Below are 18916 nucleotides of genomic sequence, written 5' to 3'. Positions count from 1 at the left end.
TGCTCCTTAATCTTGAGACAGTTTAGTGAAACGAAGGTTTAGTAACGCTAGTGCACCAACCAATAGGAAGATAAGCGTTGCGATAGCACTTGCTAGACCGAAGTCTTGACCGCCGCCGCCTTCGAATGCAATTCGGTACGTGTAGCTTACAAGCAAGTCTGTGTAACCCGCTGGCTCAGAAGTACCAATCATGTTCGGGCCACCGTTCGTCAATAGTTGAATCATTACGAAGTTGTTGAAGTTAAAGGCAAACGCTGCAATCAATAGCGGTGTAAGCGGTTTAATCATCAATGGGAACGTAATGCGCTTGAAGTTATCAAGGAAGTTCGCACCATCGATTGCTGACGCTTCGTATAAATCATCAGGAATCGCTTTAAGCAGACCCATACATAGAATCATCATGTAAGGGAAACCTAGCCATGTGTTAACCATCAACACCATGGTTTTCGCTAAGATAGGGTCTGAGAACCAGTTCGGGCTTAAGCCGAAGATATTCTCGAGCACCATGTTGATCTCACCAAAGCTTTGGTTGAATAGACCCTTAAAGATAAGAATCGAGATAAACGCGGGTACGGCGTAAGGCAGAATCAGTAGAACACGATAAATAGAACGACCTTTCAACTCTTCCCATTGCACGATGTTAGCCAATACAAGGCCGATAACTAGCGTGAACGCTACGGTACATACCGAGAAGATAACCGTCCAAATAAAGATGCTGATAAACGGTTCTTTAATGCCGTCATCTTTCCATACACGCTCAAAGTTATGCGTACCAATGCTAACCACGAAACCTGGAGAGATGGTATTACCCGTAAACTCACCATTTGCATCAACAGGCTGGTAGAAACCCACATCCATATTTGGCTTGAGAACTTCACCCGTTTCATTGTTGATTAACGTTTCTTCATCGTCTTGTAGCGTGTAAAGCGGAGCAACAGAAGCAAACTTACGTAAGCCACTCATGCGGATGTCACCACCGTCAGGTAGATTGAAATCAACACCACTGATTGCTGCTCGGTTTTGAATGATCGCTTTGATCTTCTCTTTTTCACCTTGCGCAGACTCAATAACAGATAGGTCCATCTCTGTTTCTGTCATATTGTCTAGAGAAAATACGTCAGTCGCTAACAGTTGATCGCCATCTTTTACAACGATCTGGTGACCGTCATCTGTCTTGTACAAAGTAAATGGGTAGCTCTCACCGCTTTGGAAAGAACGGTCTAAAAGAACGGTTTGAGTGCGCTCTAGAGAAAGTTGGTTTTTCGCGCTGTAGTTAGTAAACGCAAGCCCTACGGTGTATGCCAATGGGAAAAGAATGAACAAGATCATTCCGGCAATACCTGGGTAAATATAACGGTGGGCGTAAGTTTTTTTACTACCAAAAATGTAAAGTGCCAAAGCCGTTAAGATCACTGTAAGCAGCGCAAAAGCGAGCTCACCGCGAGAATACATTAGAATTGTAGCGTAGCCGTTTATTAAGCCAACGCTACCAAGCAACCCCCATTTAATGAAGACGCTTTTACTGCCTGGAAGGCTTGATGGTGCTGGGATAGCATCTGTACCTTGAACTGACTGCATAGAGGAACCTGCTAGCGATATAGATAAAAAATAGAAAAGTAAGGAGAGGTTACCCTCTCCTTAAAAGGTAGTGCCTGGGTGTTACTTAACCATACGACCTTCAGCAGCTTTTAGTGCTTGGTCTACTGATTGACGGCCGTCAACTACGTTGCCGATCGCTTCTTCCATGCTGTACCAGAATGTTGTGAACTGAGGGATGTTAGGCATGATTTCACCGTTCATCGCGTTGTCCATTGTTGCTGCAATACGAGTATCGCTGTCTAGTTGACGTTGGAAAGAGTTAAGAGCAACAGCGCCTAGTGGCTTGTCGTCGTTCAGGCTCTTCATACCTTCATCTGTTAGTAGGTAGTTTTCCATGAACTCAACAGCTAGGTCGCGGTTTGGAGACGCAGTGCTGATACCACCTGCCCATACACCAACGAAAGGTTTAGACGCTTTACCGTTGAACTTAGGTAAAGTTGTTACGCCGTAATCTACGCCAGCTTTCTTGATGTTTTCCCAACCCCAAGGGCCGTTGATTGTCATTGCAACGTTACCTGCAACGAATTCAGACTCAGCTACTGAGTAATCCATGTCTGCAGAGATAACTTTGTCTTGTACCATCTTCTCGATGAAACCTAGAGACTTCTGAACACCGTCAGTCGCTACGCCCGCATCTTTAATGTCGTAACCTTCTGCAGTCTGTTTGAATGCGTAACCGCCGTCAGCTGCAAGTAAAGGCCATGTGAAGTAAGCGCCGCCACGTAGAGGCCACATGATTGCTTTCTTGCCGTCTTTTTTAAGTTCAGCATCAAGTGCTGGGATTTCTTCCCAAGACTTAGGTGGGTTAGGAACAAGCGCTTTGTTATAAATTAGAGAAACTGACTCAACAGCAACAGGGTATGCGATTGTTTTACCTTCGTATGAAACAGCATCCCATGCGAAGTCTACGATACCTTCTTTAGTTTCTTTAGAAGGTTTGATATCAACAAGAAGTCCCGCTTCTGCATAGCCGCCAAAACGGTCATGTGCGTAGAAGATCATGTCTGGGCCATCGCCAGCTGCTGCTACTTGAGGGAATTTTTCTTCTAGCTTGTCAGGGAAAGCGACGGTTACTTTAACACCAGTATCTTCTTCGAAGCGTTTACCTACTTCAGCCATGCCTTCATAAGCTTTGTCACCACCTACCCAGATTGTTAGTTGTCCTTCTTCGATAGCAGCATTTGCACCAAAAGAACCCAGAGCAACTATTGTACCTAGAGCTACAGCGCTTAGAGCGTTTTTCATGTGAATATCCTTTTTATATTTATACGTAGGGCACATCTACCAAGACGAGCCAGTTTTCGGAGGTTATGATCTGAGAAAACAGACCCTAGCTCATCATCCTAGCCACTACGCCCTAGCTATTATGGCTTAAATTCGTGATCGCCATCCGGTCAGATTAGAGACTGCAATCACAAAACGTATACTCATCGTGATCAACATCACCGTTACGCGGTGGATTTATTTGAACTGGATCGCCAATTATTAATAACCCCATTTATCTACTCCTCCCCTCCTACTCCCCCTAGTTAATTTTCCATTAGGAGGATGTACCCTTACGCCAATTCACCGAAACTGCATTCATCCAAGAGTGGATAGTAAGAACCCTTTACCAGCGAATGTCATGTGTAACCGCACTGTTCATTTAGTTGGCTTCACTGCCCGCTGGTGTCTTATATTAGCATCGAGCTAAATCTGTGATTGAATCACGGGGGAGGTTTAGCTGGATGTGGGGGAAATGGGCATCAGTTTGGCTATGACGGGTGGGCTTGGTTAAAGAAGCCAAGTCTCACCCACTTTTTTCTTACTCACTCAATACTTACCAATTCCTACAGTTACTGCTGACCCAAAAATTTCTTATAATGATAAGCAGTAAAACTTAAAATTTGATCGATCGAGGACAAGCTAGATGGCGAGTGTCACGTTAAAAAACGTTTATAAATCATATGGTGATGTACAGATTTCTAAGGACGTAACCTTAGACATCAACGAAGGTGAATTCGTAGTATTCGTTGGACCATCAGGTTGTGGTAAATCGACGCTATTACGTTGTATCGCAGGTCTAGAAGACATTACGTCTGGTGATTTGTACATTGGCGACCAACGCATGAATGACGTTGAACCGTCAAAGCGTGGCGTAGGTATGGTATTCCAGTCTTATGCGCTTTACCCTCACCTTAACCTATACGACAACATGTCTTTCGGTCTTAAGCTAGCAAACGCAAATAAAGCTGAGATCGACAAACGCGTTGAACATGCGGCAGAAATCCTTCAGCTTGGTCACCTTCTTGAGCGCCAACCTAAAGCGCTTTCTGGTGGTCAACGTCAACGTGTTGCGATTGGTCGTACTCTGGTTTCTCAACCAAACGTATTCCTACTTGATGAGCCTTTATCAAACCTAGATGCCGCGCTACGTGTTCAAATGCGTTCGCAAATCACCAAGCTACAGCGTCAACTGGGTTGTACCATGATCTACGTTACCCACGACCAAGTGGAAGCGATGACAATGGCGGATAAGATCGTTGTTCTTGATGGTGGTTATGTATCTCAAGTCGGTAAGCCGCTTGACCTTTACCACTACCCTCAAAACCGTTTCGTTGCTGGCTTTATTGGCTCACCGAAGATGAACTTCATGTCGGTACACATTGAACAAGCTGAAGCAGAACGCGTATTGGTACAACTTTCTAATGGCATGACTTTCTGGATCCCTGTTGATGGTACGACTGTCAATGCTGGCGATCGTATGTCTCTGGGTATTCGCCCTGAACACTTGATGTCTGCTGAATCAGGTGACGCGACGATTGAAGCTGACGTGATGATGGTAGAGAAACTAGGTAACGAAACTCAGGTTTACCTAAACCTTGAAAGTGCCGATGCTGATGTTATCTATCGCCAGCCAGACACGTTGAAAATCGAATCAGGTGACAAGTTGGCGATTGGTATTCCAGCGCACCGTTGTCACCTGTTCCACAGCGATGGCCGCGCATGTCGTCGTTTGTACAAAGAATACGGCACAGACTAATCGCTTAGCCTTTTAGGATATAACTTGCCCATATCAAATCCCTCTTACTCAGTAAGGGGGATTTTTTTATGTGCTGGATATTTTTATGTGTTGGATACGAGTTTCACTTACATTGAATAGTTCATGAGTCAGCCACTCGGTCTTTCGCTAGCGGCAATAAAAAAGGTCTAGCAAGCGCTAGACCTTTATCTGTTAGTTAGGCTATGAACCCAACCGCTAATATCACTTCTTTCAGACATGAAACCTGTCTAAATCAACTTAGTGAATTGGCGTATCATTCTGTTTGTTGAACTGGCCAAAATGCTTCTCTAACACTTCAGGAGTCAGTTTGCCTTCCGCCTCTAGTCGCTTGAACTCAGCAACAATTGCTTTTTGCTCTTCAAGTGATGGCAGTTTCACCTCAGGCTCATCGCCCATCTCTTGAGTCATCTGCTCTAGTTCTTTTTCAAAATCGCTCATGATACTTACCTAAATATTAAACCTAACGAGATTTTACTCATTTACGCCCTATGATGCTAGGGCGATTGAGTGCAAAGCCCGAAACCAGATCAAGCGAACGTCAGTTAGAAGAAAACAAGCACGTAAATAAAAAGAGCTGAATTCACGATTAAATGAATCCAGCTCTTAGTTTATGTATCTTTGTAAGCCATGCTACAGCTTAAAGGGATTAAAGCTTAAATGAACCAACCATCTTATCTAGACGAGACGATAGATCACGAAGCTCTTGGCTCGCTTCAGCAAGTTGCTCAGCCGTGCCCGTTGTCACTTCGTTGATTGCGTTAATCTCTTCAATATTCTGGTTGATGGTGTGAACTACGGTTGATTGCTCTTCCGTTGCCGTTGCCACTTGAGTGTTACGGTCTGTGATATCAACGATACGGTCTGAAATGCCACTCAGCACGTCTACCGCTTCATCCGAAGCCGATACACCTTCAAGGGTAATCACCTTACCCGCACTCATTGCCGTTACCGCATCTTTAGCATCGCTTTGCAGTTGGTTGATCATCTTTTGAATCTCTTCCGTTGAATCTGCGGTACGGCTTGCTAGGTTACGTACTTCATCCGCTACAACCGCAAAACCACGACCTTGCTCACCAGCACGGGCGGCTTCAATTGCAGCGTTCAGTGCAAGTAAGTTAGTTTGCTCTGAAATATCACGAATAACACCCAGAATAGAACCGATGTCTTGAGTTGTAGAAGCCAGTTGCTCTACTACCTGACCCGTGCTTTCAATATCTTGCGCCAAACGACTGATCGCGTCTTTTGCTTTGTTCACCACAGAGCGGCCTACTTCCGTATTGCCTGAAGCTTGAGTTGCCGTTTCTGCTGCGGTTGCCGCGTTCGATGCAATCTCGCTGATGGTCATACCCATTTGGTTAATTGCAGCCACCACTTGAAGCGTTTGGTCGCGCTGTTCTTGGCTGTTGTCGTGGGTGATGTGGGCTTTGCTAGAAACACTCTCTGCCGCCACTTGAAGCGCTTGGCTTGTCGAACACACCTCTTTCATCGACTCGTGAATCTTTTCAATGAATCCGTTGAAGCCTTTTGAAAGCTGTGCAATTTCATCGTTGCCTTTCACTTCGATACGCTGTGCAAGGTCACCGTCGCCTTCACCTAAGTCGCCGAAACGCTTAGCCAAAAGCTTGATCGGTTGAGTAATGCTGTTCGCCAGAACTACGCCCATTAGGATAAAGACTAACGCCACAACCGCAGTCATGATCAGCATCTTCTGCGCAGTCGCATCAAGCTCAGCAAACACTTCACCGGTTGGTACCACACCAATAACGAACCAGTCCATTGAAGACACATACAAGCTCGCCACGAACAGCTCTTGGCCTTGGCTTTCTGTAGTAATCAGGTTGAAGCCCGACTTGTTCAGTAGTTGGCTTGCTTGAGGACCGTAAAGTTGTTGAAGTGAAGAGTCACTGCGAGAACGCTCACGGTGAATTTGAACATCACCTTGGCTATCGGTTAAGAAGACAAAACCGGTATTTTCAATCTTGAAACCGTTCAGCAGGTTAACCATGTCATCCATCGACTTTGATAGACCAGACATAGCCAAACCAGAAGGCTGTTGGTAGTTAGCAAACATCTTCACTTCGCCATTGGCTTCTTGGAACATGCTCACCATGGTCGGCTGTCCAGATTGCGTAAAGCCAAAGAACCAACCATCTTGCTGTTGGTTTAACTGACGCAGGAAACCATTTTGGTTCCAGTAGTAAGCAGTTTGACGGTTCGCCACTGAGGCATCGTTCAACTGATACTGGTTACGAACATTGTTCAGCTGTTTCACCAGTTTATTTTCTAGTGCCGGATCGCGATCGGTCGATTCGATAGCATCAGAAATAAATTCATTTGAAGCAATTTGCTCCGCCGCTAGTAATAGCTGAGAGACTTCTCGGTCAATTTCACCATTGATTCGCTCTAGCATTCCTGGAAGTTCAATATCGATCAATCGATGACTTAATACATCTCTTGCTTGTTGTTGTGCCATTGCGCCGACAATCACTGTCGATGCAAGAACCGCAAAGGTAATTCCAAGTACAACTTTTTGCTTGATACTCAGAGAGTTAGTTTTAAACATATTTGGACCTTTAAAAAGAATCGCTCGTTATTGGTATACCCTGAACAGGACTTTTTTAGTGCACTCCAACAAGCAATGCACAATCTGAGTGATGTATCGGCCACAACCAATAAAACTAGAGACTTTCTTCTCAAAAAACTGCAAATATGATGTAACAATTAGAAATATTCACCTTGAGCATGAATTAACTAAGCAAATACCGCATTGTCGAGAGTCAATTTTAGTTCTCACCCCCTGAGACCCAACCGAACTCAAACCACTCCCCACCGCCGAGCTTTTGTATATAAAAACCAATTGATATAGTAATAATCACAACCTAACGATTTTTTTAGCTAACCACTTGTAAATATTTCCAATTTTGAAAAAATAAATTACGCAAATGTACTGGAACTTTTTCCTCGAAATCAGTGACCAATACTCAAAATAAAAATCAAATGGATACCCAGAGAGTCCAAAATGCACAAAACAAATTTCGAAGTCCTTCAAAACTATCTAGAGTCTCAAATCATTGGTCAAAAAGAGCTAGTTAAGCAACTGATGATCGCCCTTTTAGCGGATGGTCATATCCTCGTTGAAGGACCTCCCGGCTTAGCAAAAACTCGCGCAGTAAAATCATTGGCTGATTGTGTTGAGGGTCACTTCCACCGCATTCAATTCACTCCCGATCTGTTACCTGCTGATTTGACGGGTACCGACATCTTCCGTCCTGAGACTGGGGAGTTCACTTTCCAATCAGGCCCGATTTTCAACTCGCTGATTCTAGCGGATGAGATCAACCGAGCTCCGGCGAAAGTTCAAGCGGCAATGCTGGAAGCAATGGCAGAGAAACAAGTAACTGCCGGTCGAAAAACCTATGCGCTGCCTGAGTTGTTCTTGGTAATGGCAACACAGAACCCAATTGAACAAGAAGGGACTTACCCGCTACCGGAAGCTCAGTTAGACCGATTCTTGCTTCACCTAGAGGTTGAATACCCAGATATGGAAAGCGAGCTTGAGATCTTACGACTCAACCGTGGTGAGGCTCAAGGTAACGAATCAGCTCAGCCACAACAGATATCTCAGCAAACGATCTTTGAAGCGCGCCAAGAAGTGCTCAACATTCACATGGCAGACACCATTGAGCAGTACATCATCAGACTGGTTATGGCGACTCGCCAACCTAAGCAATACAGTGACCAACTTGATCAATGGTTAGACATGGGTGTCAGCCCGCGTGCAACCATTGCGTTAGACCGTTGTGCCCGCGCTCACGCTTGGCTTGCAGGACGAGATTACGTCACGCCACAAGACGTTCAAGCGATGGCATTCCCTGTGTTACGCCACCGTCTACTGCGCAGCTACCACGCACAAGCTGAAGGTGTCACCGCAAACCAAGTGATCGCACACCTTATTTCATTGGTTGGCAGCGCATAGGGATACGCGCATGAATAATCAACTACCCAACCATAGTGACGGCGTCACGTTAAATCTGGATGAGCTGCTGCAATACAAAGCGCAGTCTGTTCGCTGGTTGCCTCCCGCCAAGAGCCTTTGGTCACAGCTTAACGGCCAACACGAGAGCAACCGTAAAGGTCGCGGGATGAATTTCTCTGAAGTTCGTCAATATCAAGCGGGAGATGACATTCGCAGCATTGATTGGCGTGTAACAGCCAGAACGGGCAAAGCGCATACCAAACTTTTCTCTGAAGAACGAGAACAGCCTGTCATTTTATTCTTGGATCTATCAAGCAGTATGATTTTCGGCTCAACCTTGTTGCTGAAATCGGTTCAACTTGCACACTTTGCTAGCCAACTGTGCTGGCTTACTGTGGCTCAAAAAGATCGAATTGGCGCGGTGATCGATACTGGCAAAGAGGTCATTGAGATTAAGCCAAGTGCAAGCAACCATGCTCCACTGCGTATTTTGCAAAAAGTCATAGAAATCAATAATGCAGCGCTGACTCATCACGACAATCATAATGACACAACCTTAGAGCATGGGCTGAAATCTCTGCACCAGCTTTGCCCTAAAGGAAGCGATATTATTATGCTCAGTGACTTTGTGCGCTACCAAGAAAGTGACTACTCACTTATCAGTCAAATTCGCCGACACAACAGAGTACGTCTGGTGCATTTCTACGACCCGCTAGAGCAAGGTGAAACCACCTATAAAGGCTCTAAACAGGTCACCGATGGCAGCAAAACTCAATGGTTTAATTTCTCTTCTAATAAAGAAAAGCAAAAGCTTAACCATGCTTTTTCGCTTAAGAAACAGCAGCTGCAACAGATGGGGTTATCTCTCGCGATACCTTATAGCTCGCTGTCGAGTGCGCAGTCACTCATGAGCCAGATATCAGGAGTTCAGTCATGAAACAGCCCTTAGATTTAAGTCCGGTGATTGCGCCAGACGCCCCGACTTGGTGGCCTTTGGCGTGGGGTTGGTGGGCAGTCATTATCACAGCCATTTTCCTGATTGCCTTGGTGTTTTTCATTCTAAAACGTAGAAAAAACAATCAACAGGCGAAACAAGAAGCGCTGTCTTACTTTAGTAATAGTCAGTCCCAAGATGGCTTGTCTCCGAGCAAAGCACAACGCATCCTTCGTCAAGCAGCACTGAGCTATTTCCCTCGTGAAAAAATTGCAGGTTTGTCTGGTGATGATTGGTTGAAGTTCTTAGATGCGCAATTGGCGAAGCCGTTATTTGTAGCAAAACAATCCCAGTGGCAACAAGCGCTCTATCAAGATGTAGCCCTAATGAACGACGAACAGAAAAAGGCTCAACAACAATTAGTTAATGATTGCGAAACTTGGCTTCGTAAAGCCCTTCCTCCTAAGCGAGGTCTTTATGAGTGATTTTCTAAGCCCTATGTTTCTAAGCGGGGACTTGCTAAACATCGAGTTCGTTTGGTGGTGGATGTTCTTCATCGCGCCACTGCCGTTGCTCGTTTACTTGTTCTCACCAAAGTCAGAATCAAGCCATGTCCTAAGACTTCCATTTCTGCCAGAAGACAGCAATACCAAAACACCGAGCAGTCGCTTACCAAAGGCGTTGTCCGTGATTATCTGGCTTCTGCTGGTTACGGCGAGCGCACGCCCTGTATGGTATGGCGAACCGGTGGAGTTTCAACCGAAACATCGTGATTTAATGTTAGTTGTCGACCTCTCCTATTCGATGAGCCAAGAAGACATGCAGTTCAATGGCGAATACATCGACCGCTTGTCGGCGGTGAAACGCGTGTTGAGTGACTTTATTGAGCGTCGTAAAGGTGACCGAGTCGGATTGGTACTATTTGCTGATCACGCCTACTTGCAGACCCCGCTTACGCTAGATAGAGATACGCTTTCACAACAGCTCAATCAAGCGGTGTTAAAACTGATTGGTACTCAAACCGCGATTGGTGATGGTATTGGTCTTGCCACCAAAACCTTTGTCGATAGCGATGCGCCCCAACGTGTAATGATTCTACTCAGCGACGGCAGTAATACCGCCGGGGTATTAGACCCATTAGAAGCGGCGGATATTGCACAGAAATACGACGCGACGATTTACACCGTGGGTGTCGGTGCAGGCGAGATGATGGTCAAAGAGTTCTTCATGACGCGCAAAGTCAATACTGCTCAAGACTTGGATGAACGTACACTAATAGAAATTGCCAAACGCACCGGCGGTCAGTACTTCCGAGCGCGTGACAGCAAAGAGTTAGCGACGATTTACGACACCATTAACCAGTTAGAGCCCGTGACGAACGCCACTAAGATCTGGCGACCGCAACAAGAGTGGTTTGTATGGCCACTGTCGGCGGCAATGTTCTTCGCATTTATGCTGTTAGCCATTAGGAGAAACAATGTCTAACTTTACTTTTATCTACCCATATTGGTTCTTGGCGCTTGTCGTGCTGCCCGCTATTTGGTGGCTGAGCAAGACACAATCTAAGCAAGGATTACTCGCGTCACACATCGCGCGATACTTGGCACCAGAATCGAGTAAGCCATCGAAAAATCGCAGTACTTACTTCGGAATTTGGTGGCTGGTCGGCGTTATTGCATTAGCTGGACCAAGCTTCGAGAAAAACGAACAGCCGAGCTTTGAAAAAACGCAGGCACGAGTTGTGATCATGGACATGTCGATGTCTATGTATGCCACCGACATTAAGCCGAATCGCTTAACTCAAGCGCGATACAAGGCTCTGGATCTGCTTTCATTGTGGAAAGAAGGGCTAACAGGCATGGTGGCGTATGCTGGGGATGCTTACACCATTAGCCCGCTAACGTCAGACATCAACACCATCAAAAACCTAGTGCCTAACCTATCGCCAGATATCATGCCTTATCAAGGTGGTGATGCCGCATCAGCCGTTAAGCTTGCGATTGATATGATGACTCGCGCGAAGATCTACCAAGGTGATTTGGTATTGATTGCTGATGACATCGATGACCAAGAGAAGAAGCAGATCGACTCCCTACTCTCTGGCAACGATTGGACATTGTCGATTCTAGCTGTAGGGAGTGAAAACGGTGCGCCAATCTCGTTACCTACGGGGTCGATGCTGCAAAGCGACTCAGGACAAACCGTGGTGGCAAGAACCAACTTGAAGAACATGCGCGAGCTTACACGCAGCTATGGTGGCACGTTCACTGAAGTTCAATTTGATAACTCAGATGTTGAACACATCGCGAGCTACCTCGACCGCGTTGCAACAACATCGGAAGTAACCAAGACCAAGAACTCACTCAACACCAGAGTGAACAACGGTTTCTGGTTACTGCCTTTGCTATTACTTCCGGCACTTGGATTATTCAGGAAAGGGGTTATTTGGTGTGCCTTAGCTGGAGTTATCTCTTTTAGCCAACCAAATACTGCGTTTGCGAACCCGTGGAAAACCAATGATCAAGTAGGCTATCAGCTGTATCAGGACGAGGACTTCCAACAAGCTGCTGAACAGTTCACCCAACAAGAGTGGAAAGGCATTGCTCAATACAAAGCCGGTGATTTCGAAGCCGCAGAGCAGACGCTGCAAGAGCTTTCTAGTGAAGATGCTCGCTACAACCTTGCTAACGCTCAAGCCCAACAAGGTAAGTACGACCAAGCGATCCAAGAGTATCAACGTATTCTTGAAAGCAACCCTGAACATGCTTATGCGAAGAAGAACCTAGAGATTGTCGAACAGGCTCAGAAGCAACAGCAACAGCAACAGCAACAGCAACAGCAACAGCAACAGCAACAGCAACAGCAAGGCGATTCTGACTCCAAAGACCAGAAAGACCAAAATCAGCAAGGTCAGCAAGGTCAGCAAGGTCAGCAAGGTCAGCAAGGTCAGCAAGGTCAGCAAGGTCAGCAAAATGATTCTTCGCAAAGCTCTCAGGATCAACAACAAAGCTCCGCTGACAATGGCAAGTCGCAAGATCAAAGCAGTAACCAAGATCAACGCGGTAGCCAAGACCAAAACTCATCTCAAGGCCAACCTGAAAATCACTCTGACTCTGAAAAGTCTAAACAAGACGACAAGCAAGCCACGCAACAAAGTAACAGTGATCAGCCGAAACAGAGTGACCAAGAAGGCGCTACACCTCAAAGTGCTAGCGCACAGCAAGCTTCAAAAGAAGATGGTGAGCAAAGTAGTCAGCAAGCTGTAGCACAAACCTCAGATCAACCTCTGTCGAGCGACCCTGACATGCGAAAACTTGAGCAAGTAGAAAGCGCCCGTGACCCGAGCCAACTGCTTAAAGCGCAAATGATTTTACAAGCACGACAAAAAAGTGCTCCTAACAACCAGAACAAAAAGTGGTAACCATGCGATTTTTAAACAAGCCATTTTTATCCGTACTCCTAACATTGTTGTTGGGAGCTTTCTCGTCCTTCTCAGTATTGGCTGCAAACGCCGTGGCGAGCGTTTCACATAACAGTGTCACCAAAGATGAAGTGTTCCTTCTTAGAGTTGCAACCGATGAAAAGGTCTCCTCTGATGCTCTAGATCTAACAGCGCTCCAGCAGGACTTCTATGTCGGTACACCAAGCTTTGGCTCGTCGATGCGAATCGTCAATGGCAGCCGTTCGGTGTCAAGCGAGTGGAACATCACCCTTGCTCCACTGCGCTTAGGCCGGATACAGATCCCTAGCTTTGACATTGAAGGGGCTAAAACCAAGCCTATCACCATCAATGTCGCCGTTAATAAAGCGGCGCCAACTCAACATGACATGGCTGAGTTTCAACTTAATCTCAGCAAGAACTCACTATACCCACAAGAGACCGCAGAGCTTGATGTAAAGCTGATCATTAAAGCGGATCCAAGAAGGCTTCAAGATCCGAAAATCGCGCCACCGAGCTCTTCAGGCTTAGATGTGGAACCTATTGGGGAATCGAAGCAATTTCAAGACGTTCTTAATGGAAAGGAGGTGACGGTAGTTCAACAGTCATTCCGTATCTCGTCACAAAAAGCAGGTCAATTTAAGCTGAACGGGCCGAAGCTAACAGGAGCTGTTGTCTACTCAACCAATAACTCTAGTACAACACGTTTGTTCCAACTCGACACACCCGTTGAAACCTTAGATGTCACCGTAAAGGATGTGCCAAAAGGCTACAAGGGTGAGTGGTTACCAACATCAAACTTCAAATTGATACAGCAATGGTCGGATAGCCAAGGTAACGAATTAACCAGTACCAATGGATTAGAAGGCGACAAGCAAGCCATCGAAATAGAAGCGGGGGATTCTTTAACTCGTACTATTACCATGACGGCGAGTAACTTAACGCAGCACCAACTACCAAAACTGAATATCACCTACCCTAAATCGGTTCGTGTTTATGAAGAAAAACCGCAATTTGGCACAACACAGTCCGGCGATGCGGTGGTGGTGCATAAACAGGTTCTAATCCCAAAAGAGGCAGGAAACATCTCACTTCCGGATGTTTCCCAAGCTTGGTTCAATACTGATGCCCAATCAGAACAAACAAGCAAAGCGCAGGGGCTAGAGTTAGCGGTAAAAGCAAGTGATCGCGCAACGTCAAGCACTCCACCAGTAACTGCTACGCCCGCCCAACAAGTAAGCCCGACGGTTGTTACTGTGGATAGCCCTGGGATCTGGCCTTATCTCACCGCCCTATTTGCAGCTTTGTGGCTAATCAGCTCAGCATTGGCATTCTACTTCTGGTCACGCCGCGGTGTAACGACAAAACCAACACACACTGTTGAACGTCAATCAGATACCGCAGAAGCGCTTATTGAAGCTCTAAGAACGAAAGATGGCGTGATGACCAGAACCTTATTTGAGCAATGGAAATATGAAAATACAGATCTAAGTGATGAGACGTTACAAACCGTTGAAGCCGAACTCACCAAGCTAAACCAAAGCCTTTATGGTGAAGCCGGTTCACCAGCCCAAACATGGAGCCCTGAGCTGGCAATCAAAACGGTGAAGAAGCCCAAGAGAGTTGCGAGTAAAAAGCATAATAGTTCGCTAGAAAATCTTTAGTCGACGCTGTTCATCAAGAACAGTAAAGCACAAAGGCCGTTGATCATCTTGAGATCAACGGCCTTTATTTTAAGAAAGAGAGGCTGTGACTTTTTTACGTTTTAAGGCAGAAACAATTCGATTTCGCCCAGAGTCTTTGGCTTGATACAAGGCTTTATCTGCCTTGCCATACAGTAGGTCGAAGTCAAACTGGTGCTGATCAGAAGTTATCGAGGCATAGCCAACGGATGCCGTTAAATATGGGCTGGTACTACTTTCACAATGCAGGATTTTTGCCTCTTCAATGCATTTTCTAATCGACTCTGCACGTTGCTTTGTCTCTGAGTGATTCGTGCCAATCATCAACAACATAAACTCCTCTCCGCCAATCCGGCAGAAGGTTTCTTTATCATTGTGAACATGGGCATTCAGTATCTCACCTACCGTCCTCAGAGCCGCATCCCCTTCAGTATGACCATAGACACTGTTGTACAAACCAAAGTGGTCGAGGTCGACAAGAATCAAGCCAAATGTAATTTCGTTCTGTAAGGCAAAGGCACCTTGATCGTCACCGTTCAAGTCTTCTAGAACCTGCGACAACATACGGCGGTTTCCAAGGCGCGTAAGAGGATCTAGCTTAGAAATGATATCCAATTGCTCATTCGCCAACTCTAGCTCTTGGGTACGCTTACTGACTTCTTGCTCCAATGTTTCATTGAGCTTTTTCAGTTCTTCTTGAGCCATGGTTCTTTGCAGCACCTCAGCAAGGCTCGAAGCAAAGATACGTATTACCTCACGAAGCTGTGAGGTTAAAGGACTGCGAGTTAATAGGTTATCAGCAGCGATAAACGCAATCGGCTCACCCGTATTGGTGGTGAGCATGGTCATTGCCGTCCAACCGACTCCCACAATATTGAAATCGTGATAGATAGGAACTGATTCTTCAAAGGCAACTTGATTAGGGCAAGCACGAGCTGCGGCTACAATGTCACGTTCCACCAGCTCAGAGCGATAATAGGACTCATCGACAATATCGCCTTTGATGTCAGTGCCCCAAGTACCTTGCATGTAACTGCACTTTTTGTCTGTTAGGAAAACAGCCAGTCGATCGATACCTAGATGTTGAATCGCAAAACTAACCGCGGACTTACAGACTTCACTGACGCTATCGCATCGAGACAGCTCAACCATACTCGAGTGCAACATACGTATGTTCTGCTCTTGGCGCTTGCGAATATAGATTTGAGAAAGCAAAGAGCCAAAAGACTCAAGCATCTGCTTTTGATAGTTAGTAATCGGTGAGCGATGAATGTAGTTATCCATGGCGATCCAGCCGACAGGTTTGTCGCCTTCACGCAAGATAAGCATGCCATTCCACCCCTGCCCGACCACCTTACCTTCTGTATACAGGGGCGCATTATCGATGATGACTAGATTAGTATGGTTATCAGACAGCGCTTCAATGTATTCCGCTTCAAGTTGGTGCAAATCGTATTGAGTGTGGTGTTCACTGTTGGTTTTACCCGCTTCGTCAGTGCCATAAGTGCCGCTGAAACAACGCTTTTTCATATCAAGCAACATGAAGATCGCACGATCAAACCCTAACCTGTCTCGCACAGCCTCAACCGATGCTTTATACAAAGCATCGAGTGACTCAGGGTTAGAAAGCTCAAGCGCGACCTGATGAACCAGCTTCATGTTCTCTACAAACAGCTCACGTAACTTTATCTCATCTAAGTATTGAGCTTCACGTGTGTCTCTGTGTTTGATTTCTAGCGCCGCGTTCTTTTCGGCACGAATACATTGCCAACGGGCAGCCGCGAGCTGTAACACATCAAGATCTTGGTCAAAGGTTTGATTAACCTTCTCAGCATTGCAATTTTGAACAATTAAATAAGTTCTGGAGGCAGGTGCGTTGTCGAGCATCATGATAAACGACTCCCCACCAAGCACTTTCATGTGTTCCCACTTGCAGGTGTTGATAGCCATTGGCAAAACCCCGTCTGCGGTATCAAACTGTGAGACCCACGGCCAAAATGTAGAGGGGTAGCTCGCCAATGAGGTTAGGTCGCCATAAGAAAAAAGCGGTAATGCGTCGCTCTCCGGCGTCGGTTCAGCAAATATTCCTATCCCTTTTGGAGTAAGTACCTTAACCAGATAGTCAAAAAGAGACTCAGCCAACAGACGATGGTCGCGTGTCGCAGATATTTGTTTTGCAAAGGCTTTAACAGGCACAGCTTCCTTCCATTGGCGATTAAGAATAAAGCAAAAATACAGAAGGCTTGATATGCAATCAATGTAAGTGAAAATGAGATGTTAAGCGGGTCGCAGTTTCACCTTTAACATTATCACAAGCATGAGAAGGACGACAAAAATGGGATTCTCTGCCCAAAATCACATCGACATTGGGGATTTTTTAGACACATAAAAAAGCCCCACCTATAGTGGGGCAAAACTTCCATCGCTTATAGTTATAGTGATAATTCTGTTGTTCTATTCGATTATCTAACCTGCGTTTCAGTTAGTGTGTAAAGGTATCTAATCGCTTAAATACCACACGTAAATCGTCGATTAACCGAAGTCACCGTTTACGTAACCTTTAGTACGATCATCTTTTGGTTCACTGAAGATAACGCTGGTTTCGTTATGCTCTACAAGCTCTCCCATTAGGAAGAAAGCCGTGCGGTCTGAGATACGACGCGCTTGCTGCATTGAGTGCGTTACGATAACGATAGTGAAGTCTTTCTTCAGATCTTCCATCAATTCTTCAATCTTGTGTGTCGCGATTGGGTCTAGAGCCGATGTTGGTTCATCCATCAGGATTACATCTGGTTCCATTGCAATGGTACGTGCGATACATAGACGCTGTTGTTGACCACCAGACAGACCAAATGCATGCGCTTTAAGACGGTCTTTTACTTCATCCCACAGTGCAGCACTGCGTAGCGAGCGCTCAACCACTTCATCGATGTGTTTTTTGTCTTTGATACCTTGAGCACGTAGGCCGTATGCCACGTTCTCGTAGATGCTCATTGGGAACGGGTTTGGCTTTTGGAATACCATGCCTACGCGGATACGTAGGTCAGCGACATCGATATTACCGTAGATGTCAGTGCCATCCATATCCAGCTTACCCTTAATCGTAACGCCTTCAATTAGGTCATTCATGCGGTTCAAACAACGCAATAGTGTTGATTTACCACAGCCAGACGGGCCAATCAGAGCAGTAACCTGGCGAGTTGGAATTGGCAGGTTGATAGATTTAAGCGCTTGGTTGTCGCCGTAAAACAGATCTAGGTTCTCAATATCAAATTTATTCATGTTCGTAATCTCTAAATTCTTAAATTCGTGTCTAACTTGATGCTTTCTTTATCACGGGGGCTCGCTTTATTTATGAGCCAGCTAATGAGCTTAGTAAGTTGCCGTGTTGAAGCGTCTCGCAATCAGTTTTGTAACCATGTTGATCAAGAGAACCAGTACGATTAGGACTGTCGCCGTGCCGTAGGCTTGGTTCCACTCATCGATAGTAAATAGCTCTGTTGTCAGCTTATATAGGTGAACCGTTAGTGTACGGCCAGAATCGAATACCGACTCAGGAACACGTGCCACCATACCTGCTGTTAAAAATACAGGTGCTGATTCGCCAATTACACGACCAATACTAAGAATGACCGAAGTTAAGATACCTGGCATTGCGCTTGGTAAGATCAAACGCCAGATAGTGTAGATTTTTGAAGCGCCAAGGCCGTATGAGCCTTCGCGGTAAGTTTGTGGCACTGCCATCAATGCTTCTTCTGTAGTACGAATGATTACAGGAAGAATCAGGATACTTAGCGTTAGTGCACCCGACAGAATCGAGAAGCCAAGACCAAGAATCGAAACAAAGAAGGTCATACCGAACAGACCAAAGATGATCGATGGGATACCAGCTAACGACTCAGTACAGAATCGAATCACTTTCACCAATCGGCTACCTACTTTCGCATATTCAGTTAAGTATATCGCCGTCATGATGCCCAGTGGCGCGGCTACCGCAATCGATGCGATTACCATGTAGATCGTGGCAATGATCATTGGGAAAATACCACGTTCTTCACCAGTACGAGTGTAATCGTCAGTGATGAAGTTCCAATCTACGTATTGCAGACCGTTCGATAGGATGTACCAAATAATCCAGAATAAGAAACCAACGGTTACAGCTGCAGCTGCCCAGATAAAACCTTTTAGGATGTTATCTTTGGTTTGACGTGCTTGTTTTAGTTTTACGCGATCCATATTACTT

The 18916-nt window shown here is 45.7% G+C and carries 14 protein-coding genes; 7 read left to right on the top strand and 7 right to left on the bottom strand.

Annotated elements, in window-relative coordinates; all coding sequences use genetic code 11:
• Positions 1-6: 6 nt before the first annotated feature.
• Entirely contained in the window at positions 7-1578 is a 1572-nt protein-coding gene (gene malF / locus A136_RS01890; protein ID WP_017060049.1) for a maltose ABC transporter permease MalF, read from the bottom strand.
• Between the two features lie 81 nt (positions 1579-1659).
• Entirely contained in the window at positions 1660-2844 is a 1185-nt protein-coding gene (gene malE, locus A136_RS01885; RefSeq protein ID WP_017060048.1) for a maltose/maltodextrin ABC transporter substrate-binding protein MalE, read from the bottom strand.
• Between the two features lie 664 nt (positions 2845-3508).
• On the opposite strand from malE, the gene malK reads away from it, so the two are divergent.
• Complete coding sequence (malK, locus tag A136_RS01880) at positions 3509-4621, top strand: maltose/maltodextrin ABC transporter ATP-binding protein MalK (protein ID WP_017060047.1); 1113 nt, start codon at positions 3509-3511, stop codon at positions 4619-4621.
• A 258-nt stretch (positions 4622-4879) separates the two neighbouring features.
• Here malK and A136_RS01875 read toward each other — a convergent pair whose 3' ends face one another.
• Complete coding sequence (locus tag A136_RS01875) at positions 4880-5080, bottom strand: hypothetical protein (protein ID WP_010431457.1); 201 nt, start codon at positions 5078-5080, stop codon at positions 4880-4882.
• A 208-nt stretch (positions 5081-5288) separates the two neighbouring features.
• The gene (locus tag A136_RS01870) at positions 5289-7205 is read right to left on the bottom strand and encodes a methyl-accepting chemotaxis protein (RefSeq protein ID WP_017060046.1); all 1917 of its coding nucleotides are present in this window, start codon (positions 7203-7205) and stop codon (positions 5289-5291) included.
• 456 nt (positions 7206-7661) lie between these two features.
• Here A136_RS01870 and A136_RS01865 point away from each other — a divergent pair, with 456 nt between their 5' ends.
• Genes A136_RS01865 through A136_RS01840 form a run of 6 tightly spaced genes read left to right on the top strand, consistent with a single transcriptional unit; the run spans position 7662 to position 14655 of the window.
• A complete protein-coding gene (locus A136_RS01865) occupies positions 7662-8618 on the top strand; it encodes an AAA family ATPase (protein ID WP_017064262.1) in 957 nt (318 codons plus the stop codon).
• 10 nt (positions 8619-8628) lie between these two features.
• Positions 8629-9555 carry a DUF58 domain-containing protein gene (locus tag A136_RS01860; RefSeq protein ID WP_017064261.1) on the top strand — a complete coding sequence of 309 codons (927 nt, stop codon included), beginning with the start codon at positions 8629-8631 and terminating at the stop codon, positions 9553-9555.
• The gene (locus A136_RS01855) at positions 9552-10037 is read left to right on the top strand and encodes a DUF4381 domain-containing protein (protein ID WP_017060043.1); all 486 of its coding nucleotides are present in this window, start codon (positions 9552-9554) and stop codon (positions 10035-10037) included. Before A136_RS01860 ends, A136_RS01855 begins: the two co-directional genes overlap by 4 nt.
• Positions 10030-11037 (top strand): vWA domain-containing protein, encoded by a 1008-nt coding sequence (locus A136_RS01850; protein ID WP_017064260.1) that lies wholly within the window; start codon positions 10030-10032, stop codon positions 11035-11037. The genes A136_RS01855 and A136_RS01850 overlap by 8 nt, the downstream gene beginning before the upstream one ends.
• On the top strand, positions 11030-12973 hold the full coding sequence (locus tag A136_RS01845) for a VWA domain-containing protein (protein WP_017064259.1): 1944 nt from the start codon (positions 11030-11032) through the stop codon (positions 12971-12973). The genes A136_RS01850 and A136_RS01845 overlap by 8 nt, the downstream gene beginning before the upstream one ends.
• A gap of 2 nt (positions 12974-12975) precedes the next feature.
• Entirely contained in the window at positions 12976-14655 is a 1680-nt protein-coding gene (locus A136_RS01840; RefSeq protein WP_029235200.1) for a BatD family protein, read from the top strand.
• A 69-nt stretch (positions 14656-14724) separates the two neighbouring features.
• Here A136_RS01840 and A136_RS01835 read toward each other — a convergent pair whose 3' ends face one another.
• From A136_RS01835 to pstA, 3 genes are all read right to left on the bottom strand, one after another.
• Positions 14725-16869: a sensor domain-containing diguanylate cyclase gene (locus tag A136_RS01835; protein WP_017064257.1), complete on the bottom strand. Its 2145-nt coding sequence runs from the start codon at positions 16867-16869 to the stop codon at positions 14725-14727.
• Between the two features lie 336 nt (positions 16870-17205).
• Complete coding sequence (gene pstB / locus A136_RS01830) at positions 17206-17955, bottom strand: phosphate ABC transporter ATP-binding protein PstB (RefSeq protein ID WP_004737715.1); 750 nt, start codon at positions 17953-17955, stop codon at positions 17206-17208.
• 90 nt (positions 17956-18045) lie between these two features.
• Positions 18046-18909 (bottom strand): phosphate ABC transporter permease PstA, encoded by an 864-nt coding sequence (gene pstA, locus A136_RS01825; RefSeq protein WP_017064256.1) that lies wholly within the window; start codon positions 18907-18909, stop codon positions 18046-18048.
• Between the last annotated feature and the right edge of the window lie 7 nt (positions 18910-18916).

The sequence above is a fragment of the Vibrio crassostreae 9ZC13 genome (assembly GCF_000272045.2).
In the GTDB taxonomy this organism is placed as follows: domain Bacteria; phylum Pseudomonadota; class Gammaproteobacteria; order Enterobacterales; family Vibrionaceae; genus Vibrio; species Vibrio crassostreae_C.
Note: the sequence above shows the minus strand (reverse complement) of the source record. Positions and strands in the feature narration are given on the sequence as shown.